General features: G+C 66.2%; 19 protein-coding genes. 2 read left to right on the forward strand and 17 right to left on the reverse strand.

Annotation, left to right across the window (positions count from 1 at the left end):
• Nucleotides 1–159 precede the first annotated feature (159 nt).
• On the reverse strand, nucleotides 160–339 hold the full coding sequence (locus tag ACKWRH_RS35195; RefSeq protein ID WP_445217266.1) for a hypothetical protein: 180 nt from the start codon (nucleotides 337–339) through the stop codon (nucleotides 160–162).
• A 185-nt stretch (nucleotides 340–524) separates the two neighbouring features.
• Here ACKWRH_RS35195 and ACKWRH_RS35200 point away from each other — a divergent pair, with 185 nt between their 5' ends.
• Both ACKWRH_RS35200 and ACKWRH_RS35205 read left to right on the forward strand, forming a co-directional pair.
• Entirely contained in the window at nucleotides 525–2354 is a 1830-nt protein-coding gene (locus ACKWRH_RS35200) for an aminopeptidase P family protein (protein WP_445217267.1), read from the forward strand.
• Between the two features lie 315 nt (nucleotides 2355–2669).
• Nucleotides 2670–3950 (forward strand): multidrug effflux MFS transporter, encoded by a 1281-nt coding sequence (locus ACKWRH_RS35205; protein ID WP_445217268.1) that lies wholly within the window; start codon nucleotides 2670–2672, stop codon nucleotides 3948–3950.
• 117 nt (nucleotides 3951–4067) lie between these two features.
• Here the strand turns inward: ACKWRH_RS35205 and ligA are convergent, their stop codons facing one another.
• From ligA to ACKWRH_RS35285, 16 genes are all read right to left on the reverse strand, one after another.
• Nucleotides 4068–6221: an NAD-dependent DNA ligase LigA gene (ligA, locus tag ACKWRH_RS35210; protein WP_445217269.1), complete on the reverse strand. Its 2154-nt coding sequence runs from the start codon at nucleotides 6219–6221 to the stop codon at nucleotides 4068–4070.
• Between the two features lie 153 nt (nucleotides 6222–6374).
• Nucleotides 6375–8045 carry a DNA repair protein RecN gene (recN, locus tag ACKWRH_RS35215; RefSeq protein WP_282525401.1) on the reverse strand — a complete coding sequence of 557 codons (1671 nt, stop codon included), beginning with the start codon at nucleotides 8043–8045 and terminating at the stop codon, nucleotides 6375–6377.
• 23 nt (nucleotides 8046–8068) lie between these two features.
• Nucleotides 8069–8956, reverse strand: a complete 888-nt coding sequence (locus ACKWRH_RS35220; protein ID WP_039153039.1) for an outer membrane protein assembly factor BamD — start codon at nucleotides 8954–8956, stop codon at nucleotides 8069–8071.
• A gap of 262 nt (nucleotides 8957–9218) precedes the next feature.
• The gene (gene lpxC, locus ACKWRH_RS35225) at nucleotides 9219–10181 is read right to left on the reverse strand and encodes a UDP-3-O-acyl-N-acetylglucosamine deacetylase (protein ID WP_445217270.1); all 963 of its coding nucleotides are present in this window, start codon (nucleotides 10179–10181) and stop codon (nucleotides 9219–9221) included.
• 364 nt (nucleotides 10182–10545) lie between these two features.
• A complete protein-coding gene (gene ftsZ / locus ACKWRH_RS35230) occupies nucleotides 10546–12357 on the reverse strand; it encodes a cell division protein FtsZ (RefSeq protein WP_445217271.1) in 1812 nt (603 codons plus the stop codon).
• Between the two features lie 87 nt (nucleotides 12358–12444).
• Nucleotides 12445–13767, reverse strand: a complete 1323-nt coding sequence (gene ftsA, locus ACKWRH_RS35235; protein WP_445217272.1) for a cell division protein FtsA — start codon at nucleotides 13765–13767, stop codon at nucleotides 12445–12447.
• Entirely contained in the window at nucleotides 13764–14792 is a 1029-nt protein-coding gene (locus ACKWRH_RS35240; RefSeq protein WP_445217273.1) for a cell division protein FtsQ/DivIB, read from the reverse strand. Before ACKWRH_RS35240 ends, ftsA begins: the two co-directional genes overlap by 4 nt.
• Nucleotides 14793–15142: 350 nt before the next feature.
• Nucleotides 15143–16129 (reverse strand): D-alanine--D-alanine ligase family protein, encoded by a 987-nt coding sequence (locus ACKWRH_RS35245; protein ID WP_282525396.1) that lies wholly within the window; start codon nucleotides 16127–16129, stop codon nucleotides 15143–15145.
• Between the two features lie 132 nt (nucleotides 16130–16261).
• Entirely contained in the window at nucleotides 16262–17182 is a 921-nt protein-coding gene (gene murB, locus ACKWRH_RS35250) for a UDP-N-acetylmuramate dehydrogenase (protein ID WP_445217274.1), read from the reverse strand.
• Nucleotides 17183–17186: 4 nt separating this feature from the next.
• Entirely contained in the window at nucleotides 17187–18590 is a 1404-nt protein-coding gene (gene murC / locus ACKWRH_RS35255) for a UDP-N-acetylmuramate--L-alanine ligase (RefSeq protein WP_445217275.1), read from the reverse strand.
• A 120-nt stretch (nucleotides 18591–18710) separates the two neighbouring features.
• Nucleotides 18711–19811 (reverse strand): undecaprenyldiphospho-muramoylpentapeptide beta-N-acetylglucosaminyltransferase, encoded by a 1101-nt coding sequence (murG, locus tag ACKWRH_RS35260; RefSeq protein WP_445217276.1) that lies wholly within the window; start codon nucleotides 19809–19811, stop codon nucleotides 18711–18713.
• 111 nt (nucleotides 19812–19922) lie between these two features.
• On the reverse strand, nucleotides 19923–21074 hold the full coding sequence (ftsW, locus tag ACKWRH_RS35265) for a putative lipid II flippase FtsW (protein WP_445217277.1): 1152 nt from the start codon (nucleotides 21072–21074) through the stop codon (nucleotides 19923–19925).
• 234 nt (nucleotides 21075–21308) lie between these two features.
• The gene (murD, locus tag ACKWRH_RS35270; protein WP_445217278.1) at nucleotides 21309–22709 is read right to left on the reverse strand and encodes a UDP-N-acetylmuramoyl-L-alanine--D-glutamate ligase; all 1401 of its coding nucleotides are present in this window, start codon (nucleotides 22707–22709) and stop codon (nucleotides 21309–21311) included.
• A gap of 7 nt (nucleotides 22710–22716) precedes the next feature.
• Nucleotides 22717–23820, reverse strand: coding sequence for a phospho-N-acetylmuramoyl-pentapeptide-transferase (mraY, locus tag ACKWRH_RS35275; RefSeq protein WP_014492955.1), 1104 nt, complete (start codon nucleotides 23818–23820; stop codon nucleotides 22717–22719).
• A gap of 161 nt (nucleotides 23821–23981) precedes the next feature.
• A complete protein-coding gene (locus ACKWRH_RS35280) occupies nucleotides 23982–25361 on the reverse strand; it encodes a UDP-N-acetylmuramoyl-tripeptide--D-alanyl-D-alanine ligase (protein WP_445217279.1) in 1380 nt (459 codons plus the stop codon).
• Nucleotides 25358–26830: a UDP-N-acetylmuramoyl-L-alanyl-D-glutamate--2,6-diaminopimelate ligase gene (locus ACKWRH_RS35285; protein WP_445217280.1), complete on the reverse strand. Its 1473-nt coding sequence runs from the start codon at nucleotides 26828–26830 to the stop codon at nucleotides 25358–25360. The genes ACKWRH_RS35280 and ACKWRH_RS35285 overlap by 4 nt, the downstream gene beginning before the upstream one ends.
• Between the last annotated feature and the right edge of the window lie 68 nt (nucleotides 26831–26898).

The following is a 26898-nucleotide window of genomic DNA, read 5'->3' on the forward strand; positions in this document are numbered from 1 at the left end:
TACTGCGCCCCTCGCCCCGTTCTTACGGGGAGAGGGTTGGGGCAAGGGGCTGCCTCCGCAGCGACGGTGAGAGTTGGACTCGCGGAGAGTCCCCCTCACCCGGATTGCTTCGCAATCCGACCTCTCCCCGCAAGCGGGGCGAGGTGAACGAACACCGCCCTACTCCGCCGGCTTCTCGTCCCGCCTCATCGTGCGTTCGTTTTGCAAGGCACGCCTGGCGCGGCGCTCGGCGAAACGGTCGATCATCTGGCTGATGAGGCCGCGCGGCTTCTTCGGTGTCGTTGCGGCCGGGGCGCGGTGGGCCGGCGGCGAAATCTTCTCAAACATGAACGCTGGCATCGTGTGTCCCCTCGCCGTTGAGATGAACCACTCGCTCGAATTTCCCTGTTATCCGGACGAAGCGCAACTGCTGCATCCTGTACTCCACTCAATTCGAATGGAACATTTTCAAGCACGGTCCGTGCCAGATGCGACCCCAAATGCGTCTACATTGCGGACTGATCGTCATGATCCTAAACTGAGCCATGTTCGAAGCACACTTCCAGACATTCGAGGAGCCCGAGGCCGGCGTCGCATTGACAGCGCGCCTGGCCGCGCTCCGTGAGGAACTCGCCCGCCGCAAGCTGACCGGCTTCGTCGTTCCGCGCGCCGACCAGCAGCAGAACGAATATGTGCCCCCCTCGGAGGAGCGGCTGGCGTGGCTGACCGGCTTTACCGGCTCGGCGGGATTGGCGGTGGTGCTGACGCATGAGGCCGCGGTCTTCGTCGACGGCCGCTACACGATCCAGGCGGCCAAGCAGGTCGACGCAAAGGCCTGGGCGGTGGAATCGCTGATCGATCCGCCGCCGGAGAGCTGGGTGTCGACGCATCTGAAGGCCGGCGACCGCCTCGGATTTGATCCGTGGCTGCACACTTCTTCGGCAGCCGAGCGCCTCGCCGCCGCCTGCGCCAAGGCCGGCGCCGAGCTCGTCGCGGTCGACAGCAACCCGGTCGACGCGATCTGGCAGGACCGGCCACAGCCGCCGCTGGCCCCGGTCGCCGTGCACAGCCTGCAAAACGCCGGGGTCGCCGAGGCCGAGAAGATCACGCAAATCAAAAGCGAGATCGCCAAGCTCGGCGTCGACGCGCTGGTGCTCTCCGACAGCCACGCCGTGGCCTGGACCTTCAACATCCGTGGCGCCGACGTCGCTCATACGCCGTTGCCGCTGTCCTACGCGCTGGTGCCGAAGGACGGCCGCCCGACCGTGTTCATCGACCACCGAAAACTCTCCAATTTGACCCGCGACCATCTGGAGCAGTCCGCCGACGTGCGCGAGCCCGATGCGATGGCGCCGACGCTGATGGCGCTGGCCAAGAGCGGCGCCGCGATCGCGCTCGACAATGCCACCGCGGCCGACGCGCTCAGCCGGCTGATTGCAAGCGCCGGCGGCAAGCCGGTGCGCGGCAGCGATCCGATTGCGCTGCTGAAAGCGGTCAAGAACGCGACCGAGATCAAGGGCACACGGACGGCGCACCGCCGCGACGCCGTGGCGCTGGCGCGCTTCCTCGCCTTCGTCGACCGCGAGGCGCCAAGCGGCAAGCTGACCGAGATCGACGCGGTCGAGGCGCTTGAGACGTTCCGCCGCGACACCGGCGCGCTGAAGGACGTCTCGTTCCCGACCATATCAGGCACCGGCCCGAACGGCGCCATCGTGCACTACCGCGTCACTCGCAAGAGCAACCGGCGCATCGCACCGGGCGATCTGCTGCTGATCGATTCCGGTGCGCAATATGAAGACGGCACCACCGACGTCACCCGCACGATGGCCGTGGGCGAACCGACCGGCGAGATGCACGACCGCTTCACCCGCGTGCTGCGGGGCCACATCGCGATCGCGCGCGCGGTGTTTCCCGACGGCACCACCGGCGCGCAGCTCGACACGCTGGCGCGGCAATATCTCTGGGCCGCCGGCGTCGATTTCGAGCACGGCACCGGCCACGGCGTCGGCAGCTATCTCAGTGTGCACGAAGGACCGGCGCGGATCTCGAAGCTCGGCACGACGCCGCTGAAGCGCGGCATGATCCTCTCCAACGAGCCCGGCTATTACAAGACCGACGGCTTCGGCATCCGCATCGAGAACCTCGAGCTGGTGGTCGGCGCCGACATCGAGGGCGCGGAAAAGCCGATGAACGCGTTCGAGACGCTGACGCTGGCACCGATCGACCGCCGGCTGATCGATGTCGCGATGCTGAGCAAGGACGAGCTCGACTGGCTGAACGCCTACCACGCGCGCGTGAGGGCCGAGGTGCGACCGGCGCTGGACGAAGCGACGAAGGCCTGGCTCGATCAGGCGACGGCGGAGCTGAAGGCGTAAGCTCACCATTCCGAGACGCATAGCGCTACGCGATTTGCGCACGGCTCCTTTGCCACCATGACTGTCATGCCCCGCGAAGGCGGGGCATCCAGTATTCCAGAGGCAGAAACCGTATGCGGAGAAGCCACGGCGTACTGGATTCCCCGCTTTCGCTGGGAATGACATCTCATTTCTGGAGCGAGACGCGCGCCCAATCGGTCGCCATCGTGCCCTCATCGTAACCGTCCCGAAATCCGAATAGCCGCATTCCGAAACGCAGATATCCGTCTTGTGCGAGCACGCTACAGTCGATTCGACTTCGAAAGACGGACGACTATGCACGGCATGATCAGCAGGCCGCCGGACGCGGCGACGAAAAACATCGCGACCTCGCGCGTGGTGTTGCTGCTGCTGGTCGTCATGACCGGGATCGCGCCGATCTCGCTCTACATCCTGGTTCCGGCGCTGCCCGTGCTGGCGACGACGTTCGGCCGCGACATCTCGATCGCGCAGATGACGGTGTCGCTGTACATGGTCGGCATCGCACTGTCGCAGCTCATCATGGGACCGCTGTCGGACAAATTCGGCCGGCGTCCGGTGCTGCTTGGCGGCCTCGCGCTGATGGTCGCGGCGAGCATCGCCTGCATCTTCGCCGAAACCCTGCCGCAACTGATCGCGGCGCGCTTCTTCCAGGCGCTCGGCGGCGCCTCCGGCATGGTGGTGAGCCGCGCCATCATCCGCGATATCTACGAGCGCGACCGCGTCGCCTCCATGATCAGCCTCGTCGTCGCAGCGCTCATGATCGGCCAGATGGTCTCACCGCTCACCGGCGGCTTGATCGAGACCGCATTCGGCTGGCGGACGATCTTCTACGCCGTCACGATCGGCGCGATCGCGGTCGCCGTCGGCATCGCGATCGCGCTGCCCGAGACCCGCCGCGATCGCGCGGTCGGCAGCGGCGGCTTTCGCAGCGACGTCGGCACCCTGATCAAGAGCCGCGCCTTCATCGGCTATGTGATGTGCCAGGTGCTGGCGTCCCAGATTATCTTCACCTTCGCCGGCGGCGGCCCCTACATCGTCGTCACGCAGATGGGCCGGACCAGCGCTGAATATGGCGCCTGGTTCGCCACGACCGGCTTCGCATATCTCGTCGGCAATCTGCTCTGCGTCCGCTTCGCGCCGCGACACTCGCTGGAAAGGCTGATCTGGTTCGGGCTTGGCCTGCAACTCTGCGGCAGCCTGTTGAACCTGCTCTGGAGCTTCACCGGCTGGAACGAGGCGCCCGCCTGGCTGTTCGGCACGCAGATGATCGTGATGGTCGGCAATGCCTTCGTGATGGCGAACTCGGCCGCCGGCGCCATCAGCATCCGCCCTGAAGCCGCAGGCACCGCGTCAGGCGCGATGGGCTTCCTCCAGCAGGGCATCGGCGCGCTGATGTCGCAATTCGGCGCCTATCTCGGCGGCCACTCCGCCACCACGCTGCCGCTGACCTCCGCGGTGCTGGCGATCTCGCTGCTCTGCGCCTGCATGATGATCTTCGTCGTCCCCCGCCGCGAATTGGTGGTGAGCGAGGAGTTGATCGAGCAGGCGGAAGAGGAAGAGAGCGGGATGATGTGAGGGGCGCAGGAGCGCAAGCCCCGTCATTGCGAGCGCAGCGAAGCAATCCAGACTGTGACCGCGGATATAGTCTGGATTGCTTCGTCGCTGCGCTCCTCGCAATGACGAAAGAAAACCTCACTCCCCGATCAGCGTCAGCCACTCGTCCTCGGTCAACACCTTGACGCCGTGTTTGTTGGCTTCCGCGAGCTTGGAGCCCGCGCCGGGGCCGGCGACGACGAGGTCGGTCTTCTTCGAGACCGAGCCCGACACCTTCGCCCCCAGACGCTCCGCGGTGGCCTTAGCCTCGTCGCGCGTCATCTTCTCCAGCGCCCCCGTGAACACCACCGTCTTGCCGGCGACGGCGGAGTTGCTCTTCGGCTTCTCGGCGTCGATGATCTCGACTTCCTTGGTCAGGCGCTCGACGATGCCGCGATTGTGGCTCTCGCCGAAATAGTCGGCGATGCTCTTGATCACGGTGTCGCCGATCTGGTCCAGCGCGTCCATCTCGGCCATCGCCTCCTCGTCGCCCTTGGCGACCTTGAGACAGGCGTCGTGGAAAGCGTCCCACGAGCCATAGCCGCGTGCGAGCGCCAGCGCCGTGGTCTCGCCGACATGACGCATCCCGAGCGCATAGACGAAGCGCTCCAGCGCGATCTTGCGCCGGCTCTCGATGGCGCCGAACAGGTTGCGCACCGACGTTGCGCCGTAGCCCTCGATCTCCTCGAGCTTCAGCTTGGCATTGCGCTTCTCCAGCGTGAAGATGTCGGCGGGCTCCTTCACCCACTCCTCGTCGAAGAAATACTGGAGCTGCTTCTCGCCAAGACCGTCGATGTCGAAGGCGCGCCGCGACACGAACAGCTTGAGGTGCTCGATCTTCTGATAGGGACAGGCGAACTCGCCGGTGCAGCGGGCGCGCGAGCCCTCTTCGCCGGCCGCCGTCTCCTCGCGCGTGACGTCGGTGTGCAGCGGGCACGGGCACGTCGTCGGGAAATGGAATTCCTTGGCCGTCTTCGGCCGCTTGTCGAGAACGACGTCGACCACCTGCGGGATGACGTCGCCGGCACGCTGGATCACGACGGTGTCGCCGATCCTGATGTCGCGCCCCTCACGCAGCACCTCACCCTTGTTGCCGATGCCCTTGATGTAGTCCTCGTTGTGCAGGGTGACGTTCTGCACGATCACGCCGCCGACGCCGACCGGCTCGAGCTTGCCGACCGGCGTGAACGAGCCGGTGCGGCCGACCTGGATCTCGATGTCGCGCAGCACCGTCACGGCGCGCTCGGCCGGAAATTTGTGCGCGATGCCCCAGCGCGGCGTGCGTGAGACGAAGCCGAGCCGTTCCTGCCAGTCGATGCGGTCGACCTTGTAGACGACGCCGTCGATGTCGTAATCGAGTTTTGCGCGCTGCTCCTCGATCGAATGATGGAACGCGAGCAGTTCTTCGACGGAATGACAGAGCCTGGTCAACGGATTGGTCTTGAAGCCGCAGCGCTCGAACCAGCCGATCATGCCGCTCTGCGTACCCTCAGGCATCGCGCTCATCTCGCCCCAGGCATAGGCGAAGAAGCCCAGGGGGCGCGAGGCGGTGATGGTCGGGTCCTTCTGCCGGAGCGAGCCTGCGGCCGAATTGCGCGGATTGGCGAAGATGGTGCTGCCTTCCGCCTTCTGCCGCTCGTTGAGCGCAAGGAACGCCTTCTTGGTCATGTAGACCTCGCCGCGCACCTCGCAGACGTCGGGGACGTTGCGGCCTTTCAGCTTCTGCGGCACGTCTTCGAGCGTACGGATGTTGGCGGTGACGTCCTCGCCTTCAGCGCCATCACCGCGGGTCGCCGCGGTGACGAGCTCGCCGCCCTCGTAGCGCAGCGACATCGAGAGGCCGTCGATCTTCGGCTCGGCCGAGAAATCGACCTTGTCGTCGTCGAGCTTCAGGAAGCGCACGATGCGGCCGACGAAGTCGCGGACGTCCTCTTCGGCAAACGCGTTGTCGAGCGACAGCATCGGAACGGAATGGCGGACTTTCCTGAAGCGACCCGACGGCGCCGCGCCGACTTTCTGGGACGGCGACTCCGCGCTGACGAAATCCGGAAAGCGCTTTTCGATCGCGTTGAAGCGCTGGCGCAACGCGTCGTACTCGGCGTCGGTCACGGTGGGCGCGTCCTCTTGATAGTAGCGCCTGTCGTGCTCTTCGAGTTCGAGCGCGAGCCGCATGTGCTCGACCTTGGCCTGCGCCTTGGTGAGGTCGGCGACGTCGCGAAGCGGCCTTGCTTTGGATTTTGCTGCTCTTGCCATGGTGCTTGGATACGACGGAGCGGGCGGGAGGGTAAAGGCGGTTGGTCTCGTGCCCCGGACGCTGCGCAGCGCGGAGCGGCGCGCTGCAGAGCCGGGGCCTATGTGGCGGCATTCCGGGTCCCGGCTCGCGCTACGCGCGCCCGGGACACAAGTCTAACTCGCCGCCTTGAGCAGCCGTTCGGCGGCCGCTCTCGCCTCGGCCGTGATCTCGGCGCCGGCGAGCATGCGGGCGATCTCCTCGCGGCGGTGGTCGGCGGCCAGCGCATTGACGCGGGTGGCGACGCGCTTGCCCTTGTCGAGGGCGTCCTTGGAGATCAGCAGATGCTGGCCGGCACGGGCGGCGACCTGCGGGGCGTGGGTCACGGCCATCACCTGCACCTTGCCGGCAAGCCGCGCGAGCCGCCCACCGATGGCGTCCGCGACCGCACCGCCGACCCCGGTGTCGATTTCGTCGAACACCAGCGTCGGCGCCGAGCCGCGGTCGGACAGCACGACCTTGAGCGCCAGCAGGAAGCGCGAGAGCTCGCCGCCGGAAGCGACCTTCATCATCGGTCCCGGCTTGGTGCCGGGATTGGTCTGCACCCAGAACTCGACGCGGTCGAAACCTTGCGGGCCCGGCGCGGCCTCATCGGTCTCGACCTGCGTCATGAACTTGGCGCGTTCGAGCTTGAGCGGCGCGAGCTCGGCGTTGACCGCCTTGTTGAGCTTGTCCGCCGACTTCTGCCGCGCCATCGACAGTTTCTTGGCGGCAGCGGCATAGCGCGCGTCAGCCTCGATCGCCGCCTGCTCCAGCTTCTTCAACCGCGAAGCACCGGCATCGATCAGGACGACATCGGCAGCGTATTTGGCGGCAAGCGCGGCGAGGCCATCGACCGGCGTCGAATATTTGCGCGAGGCGGCACGCAGCGCGAACAGCCGCTCCTCGATGCGCTCGAGCTCGCCCGGGTCGAAGTCGGTCGCGGCGAGGGCGGCCAGGAGATGCTGATCGGCTTCCTCCAGTGCGTTGATCGCGGCGTCGATCGCCTTCACGGCAGGTTCGACCAGCGCCGGCGAGTTGACGCCGCGCCGCTCCAGCCGGCGCACGGCGGCCGACAGCGAGGCGACCGGCGAATGATTGCCGCCGACGGCTTCCTGCGCCTCGCGCAAATCGGAGGCGATCTTCTCGCCCTGCATCATGGTGGTGCGGCGACCGGCCAGCGAGGTCTCCTCGCCTTCCTTGGGCGCGAGCTGCTTCAGCTCGTCGGAGGCGTGGCGCAGATAGTCCGCCTCGCGCGCGGCGCGCTCCATGGCGGCGCGGTGCTCTTCCAGCGCGGCGCTGGCCGTGCGGCGCGCGTCCCAGAGCGCTTCGACCGCGGTGACGTCCTTTTCGAGCCCGGCAAAGGCGTCAAGCAGGCGGCGGTGGGTGGCGGCGTCGACCAGTGCACGCTCGTCATGTTGGCCGTGGATCTCGACCAGGGCGGCACCGACCGCCTTCAGCGTCTGCACGCTGATCGACTGGTCGTTGATGAAGGCGCGGGTGCGGCCGTCGGCGAGTTGCACCCGGCGGAGAATCATCTCGCCGGTATCATCCAGGCCGTTCTCGGCCAGAATCTTCGTCGCGGGGTGATTTTTGGGGATATCGAAGACGGCGGTGACCTGCCCCTGCTCCGCGCCATGGCGCACGAGCCCGGCGTCGCCGCGGCCGCCGAGCGCCAGTGCAAAGGCATCGAGCAGGATGGATTTGCCCGCACCGGTCTCACCGGTCAAAACCGCAAGTCCGGTGGCGAATTCGATATCGAGCCGCTCGATCAGGACGATGTCACGGATCGACAGACGCGCCAGCATGGAATCAAATTTCCTAGCCGAGACTATAGGCCTATCTTCTTGAAGGCCCTGCTCATCCAGGAACCCTGATTCTCGCTCGGCTCGAGACCCCCGGATTTTACAAGATTATAGGCGTCCTTGTACCAGCGGCTGTCAGGAAAATTGTGGCCAAGCACCGCGGCTGCGGTCTGCGCCTCGGCGACGATGCCGATCGTCATATAGGCCTCGGTGAGCCGGAACAGCGCCTCCTCGACATGGCGGGTGGTCTGGTACTGCGTGACGACGGCCTTGTAGCGGTTGATCGCCGCCGTGTAGTCGCGCTTCTGCATGTAGTAGCGACCGACATTCATTTCCTTGCCGGCGAGCTGGTCGCGCGCACCCTCGATCTTGGCCTTGGCCGAGGTCGCATATTCCGAGTTCGGATATTTGCGGTTCACCTCTTCCAGCGCGGCGATCGCTTTCTCGGTGCGGGCCTGGTCGCGGCTGATGTCCGGGATCTGGTCGTAGTGGGAGGCGGCGATCAGGTACTGCGCATAGGCCGCGTCCGGGCTGCCGGGGTGCAGCGTGACGTAGCGGGTCGCGGCGCCGATGCAGCCATCATAGTCTCCGCCCTGGTAGGAGGCATAGGCCGACATCAGCAGCGATTTGCGGGCCCAGTCGGAATAAGGATGCTGGCGGTCGACCTCTTCGAACTTCTTGTTCGCCCCCTTCATGTCTTTCTTCTCGTTCATGAGGTACAGGCCCTCATTATAGATCTTGTCGGCGGGCTCCTCGACGAAGGTGTCGTCCTTGGCGGTGAACTTGTCCCAGAGTGCGCCGGTGCCGCAGCCGGCCAGCGGCAGCGCGAGCACCACGAAGGTGGCGGCTTGAAGCAGCCCGCGGACTCCAGGCGACACCGAGAGATATCCGCGCGTCATACGCTGTGCCGACATGAATTTAAGCCCTGACGCCCTGTGATGCGGTGTCCGCCAGCCCATGAACCCCGTCATGGGCGCGAAATGTAGCCGTGGCGCCTGCCATGCGACCACGCCGTGTAACCGAAAAACGATCTCGAACCAACCGGATAGGCAGGCATTTCGCCCGGATTAAGGCGAACGCGCCGCAATCCTAGCCGATCATCGTTACCAGGAGTTTCCCGGGGAAAGCCGCCGCCAAACGCAGGCGGCAACAGAGCGCCAGTGGCGACAGGTCTCGTCAGGACACGTCCGGCCCGTAGGCCGCGGCGATCCGGCCGCCGACGATGCCACGACCGACTTCGCCCACGGGACGCGTGGTGCGGCGGACCGCCTCGCCCTCGACCACCCGCCAGGCGGTACGGTCGGCGAGCAGCGCGGTCAGGACAGCGTGGTTGAGCTTGTGGCCGCCGCGCACCGAGCGGTAGGCGCCAAGCAGCGGCAGGCCGGCCAGCGCGAGATCGCCGATCACGTCCAGCACCTTGTGGCGGGCGCATTCGTCGGCGTAGCGCAGGCCCTCGGTGTTGAGCAGCCGCTCGTCGTCGAACACGACGGTATTGTCGAAGGAAGCGCCGAGTGCGTAACCCGCGCTCCAGAGCCGGGCGACGTCGCACATCAGGCCGAATGTCCGGGCGCGGCCGACTTCGCGGCGGAAGCGCTCCGGGCTCAGGTCGAAGCCGTAGCTCTGCTGGCCGATGACGGGATTCGTGAAGTCGATCTCGATATCAACGCGGAACCCGTTGGCGTAGGGCCGGATCTCGCCGAAGGAGTCACCGACCTTGGCCGAGATCGGCTTCAAAACCTGAATGAAGCGGCGCTGTGCCGGCTGGCTGACGATGCCGGCCTGCTCGATCGCGGCAATGAAAGCCGCGGCGCTGCCGTCCATGATCGGCACTTCCGGACCGTCGATCTCGATGGTGGCGTTGTCGACGCCCATGCCCCGCAGCGCAGCGAGCACGTGCTCGGCGGTGGAAACCAACGGGCCGTCACGATCGCCGAGGACGGTGGCGAAGTCGGTCGCGATCACCTGGTCGGCGGTCGCCTGGATCTCACGGTCACTTCCCTCAAGGCCGGTGCGGACAAAAACAAACCCCGCATCGACGGGCGCAGGCCCAACCGTGAGAGTGACGGGAAGACCGGAATGAACGCCTACGCCGGCCACGGTGGCTTGCGCACGAAGCGTTGTTTGCCGGCTAAATTTCATCAGGAATCCGCCCCACTACGACCCACTGCGACTTATACCAGGCCCGCTTGGCCGGCCAGTGCCGACGGTTGCGAATCTCCGTATCCCCAAGTCACGGCAAACCATAGTCACAGCCTCAAACAGCGCCAACTCACGCTTTTTTACCGATTGTTACCCCAAACCTGCCGTATTCGCGCCAAGGCTTAACCAAATTGCGCCGGAGTTCGGGACCGTTATCGGCAGTTTTACTGAACCACCAAATGCGTAATTAATGATTTAAAATCAGTTGTTTGGTGCCGCAATCCGGACATGCACGGGACTAAAGGAAAGGTCCCGGCGAGCTTCCCGCCGGGACCTTTTTTCGTCAGCCTTATTGTAACAATCCTCACGTCGCCTGACGTCTCAGGAAGGCGGGGATATCAAGATGGTCGTCACCCTGTGGCGCCGGCGCAACAGGCGCCGGGCGGCCATGCATGTCCAGGCCCTGAGGCGCAGGACGGCGGGCATACTCCGATACCGGTTCGCTCGCCGCGATTTGCTGTGCCACGGTCTTCTGGGGCCGGCGATCGGGGAGCGGCGGCATCGCGGGACCGGTGGTGCGGGCTGCGACCGGCGCCTCACTCTCCTCGTCGCGACGGCCGAGGCCGACATTGGCGAGGCGCTGGAGCAGCGACAGGCGGGTCTTCTGCGGGGTCTCTTCTTCAACCTCGCCGCGGGCCTGACGAAGCTCGGCCTGGGCCGGCATCGGCAGTTCGTCGATACGCGGCATCCGAGGGGCACGGACCGGCCCTCGCTCGGCCTGCGGCGGGATGAAGGTATCCGGCGTCATCGGTTCCTGCATCGCGACCGGGGCCATGTCAGGCTCCGGAAACAGCGTCGGCTTCTGCGCGATCGGGCGCACCGTGACGTCGCCATAGGTCTGCATCGGCGCGGGCGCCTGCGGGACCTCGGCAACGGCAGCCGCGATGGCGGCCAGCGCGGCGCGCTCGACATTCGGACGCGGCGCGGTCGGCGCGGCAGCACCCGGGGTTGCGGCCGGGATCTGGGCTTCCAGCCTCTGGGCGCGCTCGGCCATGCGCTGATTGTCGGCACGCAGACGCGCGGTCAGGTCGGCGAGACGGCTCTCGGCAGCGGCGGCCGGAGCAGCGGGAGCCTGCTGCACCTGCTGGATCTGCTGCGGCGCCGCGTTCGCGACCGGGGCGCTGGTGGCCTGGGTGTTGCGGGCGATCGTTGCCTGCTCGATGCCGGTGGCAACGACCGAGACGCGGATCAGGCCGTCGAGCGCTTCGTCGAAGGTGGCACCGACGATGATGTTGGCGTCCTGGTCGACTTCCTCGCGGATGCGGGTCGCGGCTTCGTCAACCTCGAACAGAGTCAGGTCCTTGCCGCCGGTGATCGAGATCAGGAGGCCCTTGGCGCCCTTCATCGAGCTATCGTCGATCAGCGGGTTGGCGATCGCGGCTTCAGCGGCGGTCAGCGCGCGCTTGTCACCGGAAGCTTCGCCCGTGCCCATCATCGCCTTGCCCATCTCGCGCATGACGGCGCGAACGTCGGCGAAGTCGAGGTTGATCAGACCTTCCTTGACCATCAGGTCGGTGATGCAGGCAACGCCGGAGTAAAGCACCTGGTCGGCCATCGCGAAGGCGTCGGCGAAGGTGGTCTTCTCGTTGGCGACCCGGAACAGGTTCTGGTTCGGGATGATCAGGAGCGTGTCGACGACCTTGTGCAACTCGTTGATGCCGGCCTCGGCGGTGCGCATGCGGCGGCCGCCCTCGAAGTGGAACGGCTTGGTCACGACGCCGACGGTGAGGATGCCCATGTCGCGCGCGGTCTTGGCGATGACGGGTGCAGCACCGGTGCCGGTGCCGCCGCCCATGCCGGCGGTGACGAACACCATGTTGGCGCCCGAGAGATGGTCGCGCAGTTCGTCGATCACCTCTTCCGCCGCCGCCGCGCCGACGTTCGGCTGCGAACCCGCGCCGAGGCCTTGCGTGACCGCCGTGCCCATCTGCACGATGCGCTGCGCCTTCGACATCGTCAGCGCCTGCGCGTCGGTGTTGGCGACCACGAAGTCGACGCCCTGGAGACCCGCCGTGATCATGTTGTTGACGGCGTTGCCACCGGCGCCGCCGACGCCGAACACGGTGATCCGGGGCTTCAATTCGTGAATATCAGGAACATTGATGCTGATGGTCATGTTTGCCTCTCGATCACGCGCGCGTGGGTTCGCCCCGGCCGGCGGCCGCGGGAGTTGGTGAAATGCGAAGGTTGCGGAACCGGTTCATCAGAAGCCCTCGCGTAGCCATCGTCCGACCTTTCCAAAATAACCGCCCGTCCCTGTCTTGACCTGCTGCCGCGTATGCCGCGGTTCGACATGCTCGTGATGAACATATTGCGGGTAGACGAGGAGCCCGGCCGGCACCGCGAACGCGGCGTTCTTCGCCTCGTTGGGCAGCCGGCCGAAACCGAGCGGACGTCCGACCCGCACGGGCCGGCCGAGAATCTGGGTACCGAGTTCGACGAGTCCGGTGAGCTGCGAGGCGCCGCCGGAGAGCACGACGCGGCCGTTCGGCTCTGAGGCGAAGGGCGAATCCTTCAGCTTGTCCCGAACCATTTCGAAGACTTCCTCGGCACGGTGCTTGACGATGTTGGCGATGGTCGCGCGGGAGACGATCTGCGGCAGATCCTGCTCGTCACCGGCTGTCGGTACAGACATCAGCTCACGCGAGTCCGATCCGCCGGTGATGACGGTCCCATATAACGTCTTGATTCGCTCGGCATCGGCAATGGTCGCGGAGAGTCCGCGCGCGAGATCCATCGTGATGTGTTGCCCGCCGACCGCAAAGCCCGCCGCATGCACGAAGCGGCCGCCGGAATAGACCGCGATGGTGGTGGTGCCCGCGCCCATCTCGACGACCGCGGCGCCGAGATCGGCCTCGTCGTCGGTCAGCACCGACAGGCCGGCCACATAGGGGCTCGCCGCCATGGCTTCGACATTGATGTGGCAGCGCTCCACCGCCAGCATCAGGTTGCGGGCAACGGTTGCCTCGCAGGTGACGACGTTCATGTCGACGCCGAACTGATGCGCGACCATGCCGCGCGGATCGCGGATGCCCTTGACGCCGTCGAGCGTATAGCCGACCGGCAGCGCGTGCAGCACGGTGCGGCCCTCGCCGGTGGCGTGACGCATGCCGGTGGAGGTGACGCGGCTGACATCGGCCGGCGTCACGGCGCCGCCGCGGATGTCGGCGGCAGCTTCGACCAGCTGGCCGGAAAGCCGGCCGCCGGAGACCGACAGCAGCACGGACTCGACCCGCACCTTGGCCATCTTCTCCGCCAGCCCGACGGCCTGGCGCACCGCCTGCTCGCATTCGGCAAGATCGATCACCGCGCCGGCCTTCATGCCGCGCGACTGGATCTGGCTGTAACCGATCAATTCCACCGCATGGGTACGGCCGCGCAAGGCGTCGCTCGCCGCCGACGGCTTCAGCCGCGCAATCATGCAGGCGATCTTGCTGGTGCCGATGTCGAGGCAGGCGACGATGCCGCCGCGCTTGTGCGGCATCGGGCGTGTCTTCGGGGTCTGGGTGCGATCAAGACCGGTCATGCGGCGTCCCCGGCCTTCTTTTTCTTCTTGTCTTTGAACAGGTCCTCGCGCGCCTTGGCGGCGTCGTCGGACAGCTGCACCACCAGGCGATCGGGCAGGCGCATGTCGACGGCGACGATGTCGCGGGAGAACAGCTTGTCCTCCTTGTCGAGCCTGGACAGCGTCGCGAGGGCGTTGCCGACGTCCTGCTCGGGCAGACGGATGTCGAGGCCATCCTTGAGCCTCAGGTTCCAGCGCCGCTCACCGACATAGATCGCGGCCTTGGTCACCGAATTGATCTGCGGATAGCGCGCCAGCAGCGCCAGGAAATCGCGCGCCTGGGTGTCGGCACCCTTGCCGACCACGAGCGGCAGCGACAGGAACCGGCGCGAGACGTAGGGCTCGAGCACCGCACCATCATCGGCGATGACGGAGAGCCGGCCGGCCTCCTGCCACAGCGCGAACGCCTGGCGCTCGGTGATGTCGATCATGAGCCGGCCCGGATAGAGCTTCAGCACGGTCGCATCCGCAATCCAGGGATTGGCCTTGAGCTTGTCGCGCACGACGTCGGCGTCAAGGAACAGCAGCGAGGAGCGGCCGCTGACCCCGCCGACCGCGAGGATCTCGTCCTGGCTGAGCTGCTTGCGGCCGTTGATCACGACCGAGGTGATGCGGAAGCCCGCGGAATTGGCCAGCGCGTTGCGGGTGTCGCTGACCGCGGCGATGAAATCCTGGAGGTGGCCCCCCCTGACGATGCCGAAGCCGCAGCTTCCGGCCAGCAGCAGAACGGTCATGGTGATCCCGACCCGGCGCGGCGCGTAGCGCTCGACCAGCGCAACCACGCGCGGCGGCGGCTCGCGCTCGACGACGGGCTTGGCCTTGGTCTTGGACCTGATCTTGTTCTGGGCGACAGCGCGCTTCTGGTCACGCTTGTCCTGCACCCACTCGCGCAGAAGCACGACCGCTCCGATAGCGGCCGCCTTCAGGTCAGCTTGGGGCCTCAGCGATCTCAGAAACGACCGGGTGAGGCTGCCTGCACCATCCATTGCACGAGCTCGTCAACAGTTAGCCCGCGACATCGCGCGGGTCCTGGCGAACATGACGTCTCGGACTTGCCGGGCCGGGTGCTGGTCTTCAGAAGAAGAAAACCTCTCCCCTTCAAAGCGTTCGCTGGAGGTGACATCACCCGCAACAGCCCACGCGCCGGCAGCCAAAGCGTCATATGCGCCGCCAGCGTTAACCTTCGGACGTCCTGGTAAACAAAAGGTAAACTTCGTTAACGCCGGATGCGTTTTGCCCAGGCTTGTGAGGCATTTATGCCGCGATGTCCGGCATTTTACCGGTTTTGGGTTCCAAAACCGGCCGTTTCGCCGGTTCGGCCGTTAACCAGTCCTAATTATTTTCTCACGCCCCGCCCGGCGAGCTCGACCAGGCCGCGCAGGAAGTCGACGAACTCGATGCCTTCGGCTTTCAGCGCCTTCGGGTAGAGCGAGGACTTGGTCAACCCGGGCAGCGTGTTGGTCTCGAGATAGATCAGGCCCCTGTCGGAGACGATGAAGTCCGAGCGGGAATAGCCGGTGCAGGACATCGCGCGATGCGCCAGCATTGCCTGCTCCTTCAGCGCAGCGGTGATCTCGGGTGAAAAACGGCCGGGGCAGATCTCCTGGGTCGACTTCAGGAGATATTTTGCGGCGTAGTCGAAATTGCCCTCGCCCGGAATGATCTCGATCGGCGGCAGCGACATGATCGAGCCGTCGGTACGCTCCAGCACGCCGCAGGTGGCCTCGACGCCCGCGATGTAGGGCTCGATCACATAGTCTTCGTGCTTCGCGGCATTGCGGACGGCGACGAGATCCTGCCTGGCGTTGACGAAGATCAGGCCGTAGCTCGAGCCGTCGCGCGCCGGCTTTGCGATCAGCCGGCCGTATTCGGCGAAGGCCTCGTCGATCTTGTCCAGCGCAACATTGGCCGGCGGCGTCACGCCGCCGAGCGCGGCGAAATGCTTGGCCGCGATCTTGTCGAAGGCGAGATGCGAGGAAGCCGAGCCCGATCCGGTGAAAGGCACGCCGCGCGCCTCGCACATCACCTGCAATTCGCCATTCTCGGCGCGCCCGCCATGCAGGCCGAGCACCAGCACGCGGCCCTCCGCCTTGGCCTGGTCGAGCGCCTGCCCCAGCGGAATGCCTGATGTGCCGGGCTTGAACTCGTCCTCGAACGGACGGGCGTGCTCGAGCAGTTGCTTCGACTGCACGACATGCACCTTGTCCTCGACGTCCCACCACCAGAGATCGGCCTCGGGCAGCGCCTGATGTAGCGCCTGGGCTGAGGCGACCGAAACCAGACGCTCGCGGTTGGAGCCGCCGAAGAGGATGGTGATGCGCATGTTCATAGTCCGCAATCTCTCCAGTTCGTCATTCCGGGACGCGACGAAGTCGCGAGCCCGGAATCCATTTCTCCACCGTCTCTGCAGACCGATGGATTCCGGGCTCTCGCTTCGCGAGCCCCGGAATGACACTCACGCAGAAACACCAATCCGCTTGATTTCCCAATGTAGCTCAATTCCGGAGTTTGCCTTCACCCGTTCGCGCACGGTCTCGCCCAGCGTCTCGATGTCGTGCGCGGTGGCATCGCCCGTGTTGATCAGGAAATTGCAGTGCATCTCCGAGACCTGCGCGCCGCCGACGCGCAGGCCGCGGCAACCGGCGGCGTCGACCAGCTTCCAGGCGGAATGGCCGGGCGGGTTCTTGAAGGTCGAGCCGCCGGTCTTTTCGCGGATCGGCTGCGCGGTCTCGCGATGGGTCTGCACCTCCGCCATGCGCGCGCGGATCGCATCAGAATCCCTGATCTCGCCGCGAAAGCGCGCGGAGGTGAAGATGATGGAGGGATCGACGCCGCTGTTGCGGTAGACGAACTTCATGTCGGCGTTGGAGAACACGTGTTTCGTGCCGTCGCGCCCGATACCTCGCGCCTCGATCAACACGTCCTTGGTCTCGCCGCCATTGGCGCCCGCATTCATGCGCAGCGCACCGCCGATGGTGCCGGGAATGCCGAAGTAGAATTCGAGCCCGCCGATATTGGCGGAGGCCGCCACTTCCGCCACGCGCTTGTCGAGCGCGGCAGTTCCAGCGGTGACGACATCGCCGCTCGCGCTCGCCTCGCCAAAGGCGCGCGGCGCCAGCCGAATCACCACGCCAGCAATGCCACCGTCGCGCACGATCAGGTTGGAGCCGACGCCGACGACATAGACGGGAATGTCGGACGCAAGATGCGCGAGGAAGTAAGCGAGATCGTCCTCATCCGCCGGCGTGAACAGCAGCTGCGCGGGACCACCGACCCGAAACCAGGTGAGTTCGGCCAGCGACTGGTTGGCCAGCATCCGGCCGCGCAGGTCCGGCATCGCGGCTTTGAGTTCAGGGGTGATGTCGGGAAATCCCACCGCCCTACCCCAGCGCCTTCAACTCGCCGGGCAGCGCATACGCCCATTGCGTGATGTTGCCGGCGCCAAGGCACACGACGAGATCGCCCGGCTTCGCCAGGCCCTTGACGATACCTGCGAGCTCCGGCGCTGCCGGCAGCGGGATCACCTCGCGGTGGCCATGGGCGCGCAGGCCGGCGACGAAATGATCGCGGTCGATGCCGTCGATCGGCGCCTCGCCGGCGGCATAGACATCGGCGACAACAACCGCATCCGCATCGTTGAAGCAGGTGCAGAATTCCTCGAACAGCGATTGCAGGCGGGTGTAGCGATGCGGCTGCACCACGGCGACGATCTTGCCGTTGGTGGATTCCCGCGCCGCCTTCAGCACGGCCGCGATCTCGACGGGGTGATGACCGTAATCGTCGATCACGGTGACGCCGTTCCACTCGCCGGTCTTGGTGAAGCGGCGCTTGACGCCGCCGAAGCCTGCGATCGCCTTGCGGATCGCCTCGTCCGACACGCCGAGCTCGCGCGCGACCGCAATCGCGGCCGTCGCGTTGGAGGCGTTGTGGCGTCCCGGCATCGGCAGCATGAGGTCGGCGATCTCGTGCACGGCGCCGGTCTTGCGATCGCGGAACGCGACTTTGAACTTCGAACCTCCGCCCATCGGGGTGAGATCGACGAGCCGCACATCGGCCTGCGGATTTTCGCCGTAGGTGATGATGCGGCGATCCTCGATCTTGCCGACGAGGCTCTGCACGACGGGATGGTCGATGCACATCACGGCGAAGCCGTAGAACGGCAGGTTCTCGACAAAATGCCGGAACGCGTCCTGCACCGCCTCGAAGGTCTTGAAGTGATCGAGATGCTCGGGGTCGACATTGGTGACGATCGCGACATCGGTCGGCAGCTTCAGGAACGTGCCATCGCTCTCGTCCGCTTCGACCACCATCCAGTCGCCGGCACCGAGGCGTGCATTCGAGCCATAGGCATTGATGATGCCGCCATTGATCACGGTGGGATCGAGGCCGCCGGCATCGAGTAGCGTTGCGACCATCGTGGTCGTGGTGGTCTTGCCATGGGTGCCGGCTATGGCGACGCAGCTCTTCAGCCGCATCAGCTCGGCCAGCATCTCGGCGCGGCGCACCACGGGAATGCGGCGTTCGCGCGCCGTCATCAGTTCCGGATTGTCGCGCTTGATCGCGGTGGACACGACGACGACCGCAGCGCCGTCGACATTCTCGGCCTTGTGGCCGACCGAGACTTTTGCGCCCGCCTTGCGCAGACGGTCGAGATTGTAATTGTCGGAGGCGTCCGAGCCCTGCACGGCATAGCCGAGATTGACCAGCACCTCGGCGATACCGCTCATGCCGATCCCGCCGATCCCGACGAAGTGGATGGGTCCGATCTCGCGCGGCAGTCTCATGCTCTGTTCCCTGACCTTGCCGCCGGAAAGGCGGCATCTGGCGAAGGTCACGGCCAAATCAGCCGCGCCGTTGGTACTGGATGCCCCGCTTTGGAAGGCCAAGACAAGGGCTTTTTCGCGTCAGATTCCCGCGACTTTGACCACCAGATCGGCCAAACGTTCGGCCGCATCGAGCCGCCCCGCCCCCTTCGCGGCTGCGGCCATGGAGGCAAGACGCGCGGGCTCTGCGGCGAAGGCGGAAATCTCGGCGGCGAGCCGGTCGGAGGTGAACTCGGTCTGCGGGATACGGATCGCGCCGTCGACCTTGGCCAGCACGCCGGCATTGGCGAACTGGTCCTGGTCGATCGAGCCGGGCAGCGGCACCAGGATCGAGGGCCGTCCGATCGCGGCGAGTTCGGCGACCGTGCCGGCGCCGGAGCGCGACACCACCAGATGGTTGGAGGCGAGCCGTGCCGGCAGGTCGGTGAAGAAGGGCGCGAGCTCGGCGTTGATCCTGAGCTTGTCGTAGACCGCGCGCACGCGAGTGGTGTCCTCGTCGCGCACCTGCTGGGTCAGGACGAGCCGGCTCCACAGCGCAGGCTCAAGGCGCTCGATCGCACCCGGGACGATGTCGGCCATGATGCGTGCGCCCTGGCTGCCGCCGACGACGAGCAGGCGCAGCGGTCCGTTCGCTTCAGGCGCGACATAGGGCACGGCCGCTGCCGCGAGGATCGCCGGACGCATCGGCGTGCCCACGGTCGTGGTCTTGCCTGCCAGCGCCGGATCGCGGTCGAGCACGCCGGGCAGCGACGTCGCGATGGCACGGACGCGGCTCGACAGGAACCGGTTGGCGCGGCCGAGCACCGCATTGGCGTCGTGGATGATGCCAGGGACGCCCGCAAACTTCGCAGCGACCAGCGGCGGCAGCGTCGGATAGCCGCCGAAGCCGACGACCGCGACGGGCTTCAATCGCTTGATCAGGCCGTAGGCGGACAGCGTGCCGGCGGCGAGCGTGAGGCCGGCATAGGCGAGCTGCAATGGATTGCGGCCACGCGCGGTCTCGCTCGAGACGACGTCGATCATGTCCTTGCTGAACAGCCCGCTATAGCGCAGCGCCCGCTCGTCCGTGACGAGGCGGACGCGAAAGCCGCGCCGGATCAGCTCGACACCGAGCGCCTCGGCTGGAAACAAATGGCCGCCGGTGCCGCCCGCGGCGAGAAGAATCAGGGGGGAAGTGTCCATGAAGACGCCTTTTACAAGGTCTTTCTCGTCATTGCGAGCGAAGCGAAGCAATCCAGAATCCCTCCACGGGGACAGCCTGGATTGCTTCGCTTCGCTCGCAATGACGAAGAACTACGCGTAACTGCGCATCGCCTCGGCGTGGCCGCTCGCCTCGACTTCGGTGCGCGGGCGCAGCCGCGTCAGCGCCAGCATCATGCCGACACCATAGGCCAGCGACACGATCGAGGAGCCACCATAGGAGATGAAGGGCAGCGTCATGCCCTTGGCGGGGATGAGCTGGAGGTTGACCGACATGTTGATCGCGGCCTGCACGCCGAACAGGATCGCAAGGCCGGACGCGGCGAAGCGCGAGAACATGTCCTCATTGGCGTAGGCGCGCGACAGCGTGCGGATCACGACGAAGGCGAACAGCGCCAGCATCGCGAGGCACAGAATGATGCCGAACTCCTCGGCGGCCACCGCGAACACGAAGTCGGTGTGACTGTCCGGCAGGCTGCGCTTGGCGATGCCCTCGCCCGGCCCGAGCCCGAACCATCCGCCGTTGTAGAAGGCTTCCATGGCGGTATCGACCTGGAAGGTGTCGCCGGAAGCCGGATTCATGAAGCGCTTGATGCGGCCGGCGACGTGCGGAACGAACAGATAAGCGCTGAACAGACCGGCCGCGGCGGCGCCAGCAAGGCCGAACACCCAGATCATGCGCATGCCCGCGATGAAGAACAGCGAGCCCCACACCATCAGGACCAGCATGGTCTGGCCGAAATCGGGCTCCATCACCAGCAGCGAGACCAGCATCAAGAGCAGCACCAGCGCCATCGAGGTCGCCGGCATCTCCGGCCGCCTGGTGGATTCCGCGAACAGCCAGGCGGCGACAACGACGAAGGACGGTTTTGCGATTTCGGAGGCCTGGATGTTGACGCCGAGCAGCGTGATCCAGCGCCGCGAGCCCTTCACTTCGGGGCCGATCGCGAGCGTCAGCACGATCAGGATGATGCTGGCCGCGAAGATGATCAGGGCCGAGCGACGGATCGCGCGCGGCGACAGGAAGGACACCCCGAGCAGCACCAGGCAGGACGGCGCCAGGAACATCACGTGGCGGCTGAAGAAGTGGAAGGGATCGAGCCCGATGCGGGTCGCAACCGGCGGGCTCGCCGCCAGCGACAGGATCACCCCGGTCAGCATCAGCGCCAGGATGGCACCCATCAACGGCTTGTCGACGGTCCACCACCACTCGGAAAAGGGGGTGCGTTCTTCACGGGAGAGCATGGGCGGCCGCTTTCGGACAGAGGTCGGTCCATTGGTCGCCGAGGTTGGTTACCGGGGGGTTAAGGAAACGCGGATGTTTCGAGATAGGGGCGAGCGCCGACCTCACATGCTCGTCATGCCCCGGCTTAACCGGGGCATCCAGTACGCCGTGGCCTCCCGGCTCAAGCACCGCCTCTGGGATATAGGTCGCCCGGTCAAGCCGGGCGACGACAGCGGAGCAAGAATAGCCGTGCCCTACACCACCGGCTTCACACCCGGCAGCGCCTGCACCAGTTCGCGGAACTTGGTGCCGCGGATCTCGAAGTTGCGGTACTGGTCGAAGGACGCGCAGGCGGGTGACAGCAGCACCACCGCATCCGTGAGTCCCGAGGCTTCCGCGTCGCGCGCGGCGTGCTCGACGGCGACGTCGAGGGTCTGACTGATCTCGTGCGCCACTTGCGTGCCGAGCGTTCCCGAAAACTCCTGCGCGGCCTCGCCGATCAGATAGGCCTTGCGGATGCGCGGGAAGTAGCCGGTCAGGCCAGTGATGCCGCCCGCCTTCGGCTTGCCGCCGGCGATCCAGAAGATATCGGCAAAGGACGACAGCGCATGCGCGGTGGCATCGGCGTTGGTGCCCTTGGAGTCGTTGACGAACAGCACGTTGCCGCGGCGGCCGACCTGCTCCATGCGATGTGCAAGGCCGGGAAAGCTGCGCAGGCCGTTCTGAAGCACATCGAGGCTGATGCCCATCGCGAGCGCGGCGGCGGCGGCGCAGGCCGCGTTCTGCGCGTTGTGCTGGCCGCGGAGCGAGCCGATGCCGCCGAGCTTTGCAACCTCGCTCCTCGCGCCGCCCGCGGTGCGCACGATCGCGCCGTGCTCGACATGGATGCCGGAGGCCAGCGGGTTCTTGACGGAGATGCGCACCACGTTCTTGCCGGCGCGGTCGAGCCGGTCGGCGATGTCGCGGCAGAAACCATCGTCGACGCCGACGATCGAGGTGCCGCCGGCCTGCACGCTGGCGACAAGGCGCTCCTTGACCGCAGCGTAATGCGCGATGGTGCCGTGACGGTCGATATGGTCCTCGCTGACATTGAGCAGGATGCCGACGGAGGGATCGAGCGAGGGCGTGAGGTCGATCTGGTAGGACGACATCTCGATGACGTGGACGCGGCCCGTGCGCGGCGGCTCCAGCGACAGGATCGCGGTGCCGATATTGCCGCCCATCTGGGTGTCGTAGCCGGCGACCTTTGTGAGATGCGCGATCAGCGCCGTCGTGGTCGACTTGCCGTTGGTGCCGGTGATCGCGACGAACGGGGCGTTGGGCGCGTGCCGCCGCCGCTCGCGGCAGAACAGCTCGATATCGCCGATCACCTCGCAGCCCACCTCGCGCGCCTTCAGCGCGCTCCAGTGCGGCACCGGATGCGTCAGCGGCACGCCGGGCGCGAGCACCAGCGCTGCGAAATTCGCCCAGGAGACGTTGCGCAAATCGGCGGTGATGAAACCCGCTTGCGCGGCCTTGGCGACGTTCTCGGCATTGTCGTCGGCGGCGATCACCTCGGCGCCACCCGCCTTCAACGCGTGACAGGACGCAAGCCCCGAGCCGCCGAGGCCGAACACCGCGACCGTCTTGCCGGCGAAGGACGTGACCGGGATCATCGATCGATCACCGCAGCTTCAGCGTGGACAGGCCGGCAAGCGCCAGCATCACCGAGATGATCCAGAAGCGGATCACGATCTGCGGCTCGGTCCAGCCGAGCTGTTCGAAATGGTGATGGATCGGAGCCATCCGGAAGATGCGCTTTCCCGTGAGCTTGAAGGACACCACCTGCACGATAACGGAGACCGCCTCCAGCACGAACAGGCCGCCGATCACTGCGAGCACGATCTCGTGCTTCACCGCGACCGCGATTGCGCCGAGCATGCCGCCGAGCGCGAGCGAGCCGGTGTCGCCCATGAAGATCGAGGCCGGCGGGGCGTTGAACCAGAGGAACCCGAGGCCGGCGCCCAGCAGCGCGCCGCAGAGCACCGCGAGCTCGCCGGTGCCGGCGACATATTTGATCTGGAGATAGTCGGCGAACACCGCGTTGCCGGCGAGATAGGCGATCATCGCAAAGCTCGCGGTCGCTATCATCACGGGAACGATGGCAAGGCCGTCGAGACCGTCGGTGAGGTTCACCGCATTACCGGCGCCGACGATGACGAAGGCGCCGAACACGACGAAGAACCAGCCGAAATGCAGCACGGTGTCCTTGAGGAAGGGAATCGTCAGCGCGGTCGACGCGGGATCGCGATTCAACCGCACCAGCGCATAGCAGGCGACCAGCGCAATGGCGGCCTCGATCAGCAGGCGCAGCTTGCTGCCGAAGCCCGTCGTGGTCTGCTTGGTCACCTTGAGGTAATCGTCATAGAACCCGACGAAGCCGAAGCCGAGCGTCACCGCCAGCACGATCCAGACGTAGGGGTTGAGCGGATTGGCCCACAGCACGGTGCCGACCGTGAGGCCGGACAGGATCATCAGCCCGCCCATGGTGGGCGTGCCTTTCTTGGCGAGATGCGATTGCGGGCCGTCGGTCCGGATCGGCTGGCCCTTGCCCTGACGGATGCGCAGATGGTCGATGATCCAGGGCCCGAACAGGAACACGAACAGCGCGCCGGTGACGACGGCGCCGCCGGTGCGGAAGGTGATGTAGCGGAAGACGTTCAGGAAGGTGCGAACGGCACCGAAGCCGGGAAATGTGTTGGAGAGCTCGATCAGCCAGTAAAACATTCAGACGGTCCTATGGCGCCTTTGCACGCGGCCCTGGTGTTGGCCTTGACTTGCCTCACGCGCATTCGCGGGTCTTCTTCATGGGGTCGGGCGACCTCTGGGAAAACGGACGGCTTCGCGCCGCAAAGGGTGGGATTCGGGAACTGCGCCTTCCAAGCAGTTTACGCCTTTGCCTGCAAGGCGGCCACTAGGCCCGGCACAAACTTGTTGACCCAGAACATCTTCTTGCTGCCCTTGACAACCACAACATCGCCTGCCCTCAACAGATTTGCGACCTCGCCCGGCTTCAGCGTGGCGGGGTCGTCGTGCCAGCCCAGGCCCTTGCCCGCCGGCAACTCGTCGTAGAGATGGCGCATCAGGGGACCGACGCAGTAGACGCCGTCGATGCCGTCGAGATGCTTGGCGAGGGCCGTGTGGTAGCTTGGTGCGTCATCGCCCAGTTCCAGCATGTCGCCGAGCACCGCAATGCGACGACCGCCGGTCACGTTGCGCGCCTGGAGGCTTTGCAGTGCAGCAGCCACGCTGGCCGGATTGCCGTTGAAGCTGTCGTCGATCACGGTGACGCCGCCGATCGCCTGCTCGACGCCGCGGCCGGTCATGATGCCGACCCGGTCGAGCTTGATCGCGAGCGTCGCAGCATCGAGGTTCGCGGCGCGGACCGAGGCGAGCGCAGCGAGCGCGTTCTGCACGCGGTGCGGTGCGCCCGGCGTCAGACTGAAGGCGATCTCCTTCTTGCCGAGCGCGGCCACGACCTGCCAGCTCTCGCCATGCGGCGCGTGCGCGACCTCGTGCACCTCGGCCTTCTCACCGAACCGTACGACCTTGCCCTTCCAGTCCGGCGCCTTGATCCCGGCAGGCAGCACCAGCACGCCATCCTCGGGCAGGCCGAGCGCGATCGACACCTTCTCGCGCCTGATGGCTTCGAGCGAGCCAAGCTTTTCCAGATGCACCGGCTGAACGTTGACGACGAGCGCGACGGTCGGCCGCGTGAGCTCGCTGAGCCGCGCGATCTCGCCGGTCTGGTTCATGCCCATCTCGACGACCCAGAGGCTGGCGTCGGGCCTCGCGTTGCACAGCGTCAGCGGCACGCCCCAGAAATTGTTGAAGCTCGACGGGCTCGCATAGGCACCGGGGTAGGCCGCGAGGAATTCCTTGGTGCTGGTCTTGCCCGCGCTGCCGGTGAGCCCGATCACCGGTCCGTTGAAACGGGCGCGTGCGGCGCGTGCGAGGCCCCAGAGACCGTCGATCAGCGTGTCCTTGACGACGATCTGGGGAATGCGGATGCCGGCGATCTCGTGCGGCACGATCATCGCGACAGCGCCCGATGCTTCCGACTTGTCGGCGAATTCCCAGCCGTCACGCGCGCTGGCGAAGGCCGAGATGAAGCCGCCGCTCGGCGTGCCGCTGAGCGCGATGAACAGGCTACCCGGCTTCACCAGGCGGCTGTCCTGGGTAACGAACTCGATCGGCGTGTCCGGAAATGATCCCGCAGCGCCCAGCGCACGTGCCACTTCGGCAACCGTCCATATTGGCGCGCTCATGCATCCCTCGACGCTAATGCGGCGGCGACCGCCTCGTGATCACTGAAGGGCAGCACCTCGCCGCCGACGATCTGCCCGGTCTCGTGGCCCTTGCCGGCGACGAGCAGCGCATCGCCGTCTTCCAATTCCTCGATCGCGGCGCGGATCGCCGCGGCGCGGTCGCCGATTTCGCGGGCACCTTTTGCAGTCGCGAGGATTTCGGCGCGAATGGCTTCCGGCTTCTCGCTGCGCGGATTGTCGTCGGTGATGATGACGCGGTCGGCGTTCTCGGCCGCGATCTCACCCATGATCGGGCGCTTGCCGGCATCGCGGTCGCCGCCGGCGCCGAACACGACGACCAGCCTGCGCCTGGCGTAGGGACGCAACGCCTGCAGCGCCTTCGCCAGCGCATCGGGCTTGTGCGCATAATCGACGAAGATCGGCGCGCCATTGCGCTCGCCGACGCGTTCGAGACGTCCCTTGGCGCCTTCGAGATGTTCGAGGCTCGCGAACACGTTGGCCGCGTCACTGCCGGTGCCGATGGCAAGTCCGGCCGCCACCAGCGCGTTCTCGATCTGGAATTCGCCGACCAGCGGCAGCCGGATCGCATGGCGCTTGCCGCGATGCTCGACGGCCAGCACCTGCGAAAAACCTTCGACCTCGGCGCCGGCGAGACGAATGCCCTCGCCTGCCCCGTCGCCGTTGCGGCCGACCGCCATCACGCGCAGGCGGTGCGACCTGGCAGCATTGATTGCTTCCGCCGAGCAATCATGATCGGCGGAGATCACCGCCGCCCCATCCGCCGGGACCAGCTCGCGGAACAGGCGGAGTTTTGCTGCGAGATAATGCGCGACGGTTGGATGGTAATCCATATGGTCGCGCGAGAGATTGGTGAAGCCACCGGCGGAGACACGCACGCCGTCGAGACGGTACTGGTCGAGCCCGTGCGAGGACGCCTCGAAGGCGAGATGCGTGACGCCTTCGCGCGCGATCTCATCGAGCTGCCGGTGCAGCGCGATCGGATCCGGCGTCGTCAGCGAACCATAGACGGTGCGCTTGGGCGAGACGAGACCGATGGTGCCGATGCTGGCGGAGGCATGCCCGAGCCGCTCCCAGATCTGGCGCGTGAACGCGGCGACCGAGGTCTTGCCGCTGGTGCCGGTCACCGCCGCGATGGTCGCGGGCTGCGCGGGGAAGAACTTGGCCGCGGCCAGCGCCAGCGCGCGGCGCGGATTGGCCACGGTAACGAACGGCACCTTGCTGGCCGCTGGCGCATGGTCGCCGACGACGGCCGCCGCGCCTGCGGCAATCGCGGCATCGATGAAGCGTGCGCCGTCGGTCTTGCTGCCCGCGAGCGCGAAGAAGAGATCGCCGGGCTTGACCACACGGCTGTCGAGTGCGACGCCCGTCACATCGAGCGCCGCGACAGCGGGCTCGATTGCGGCATCATTGCCTGGAACGTCCTGACCTAGGAGGTCGCGCAGCTTCATGGTCTTCCAGTCGACACGCCGTGCCGGAAAGCCGAATCTTCGGAAAAGTCCCGACTCAGCAGCGGCGA

The sequence above is a fragment of the Bradyrhizobium sp. Pa8 genome, from assembly GCF_052588265.1.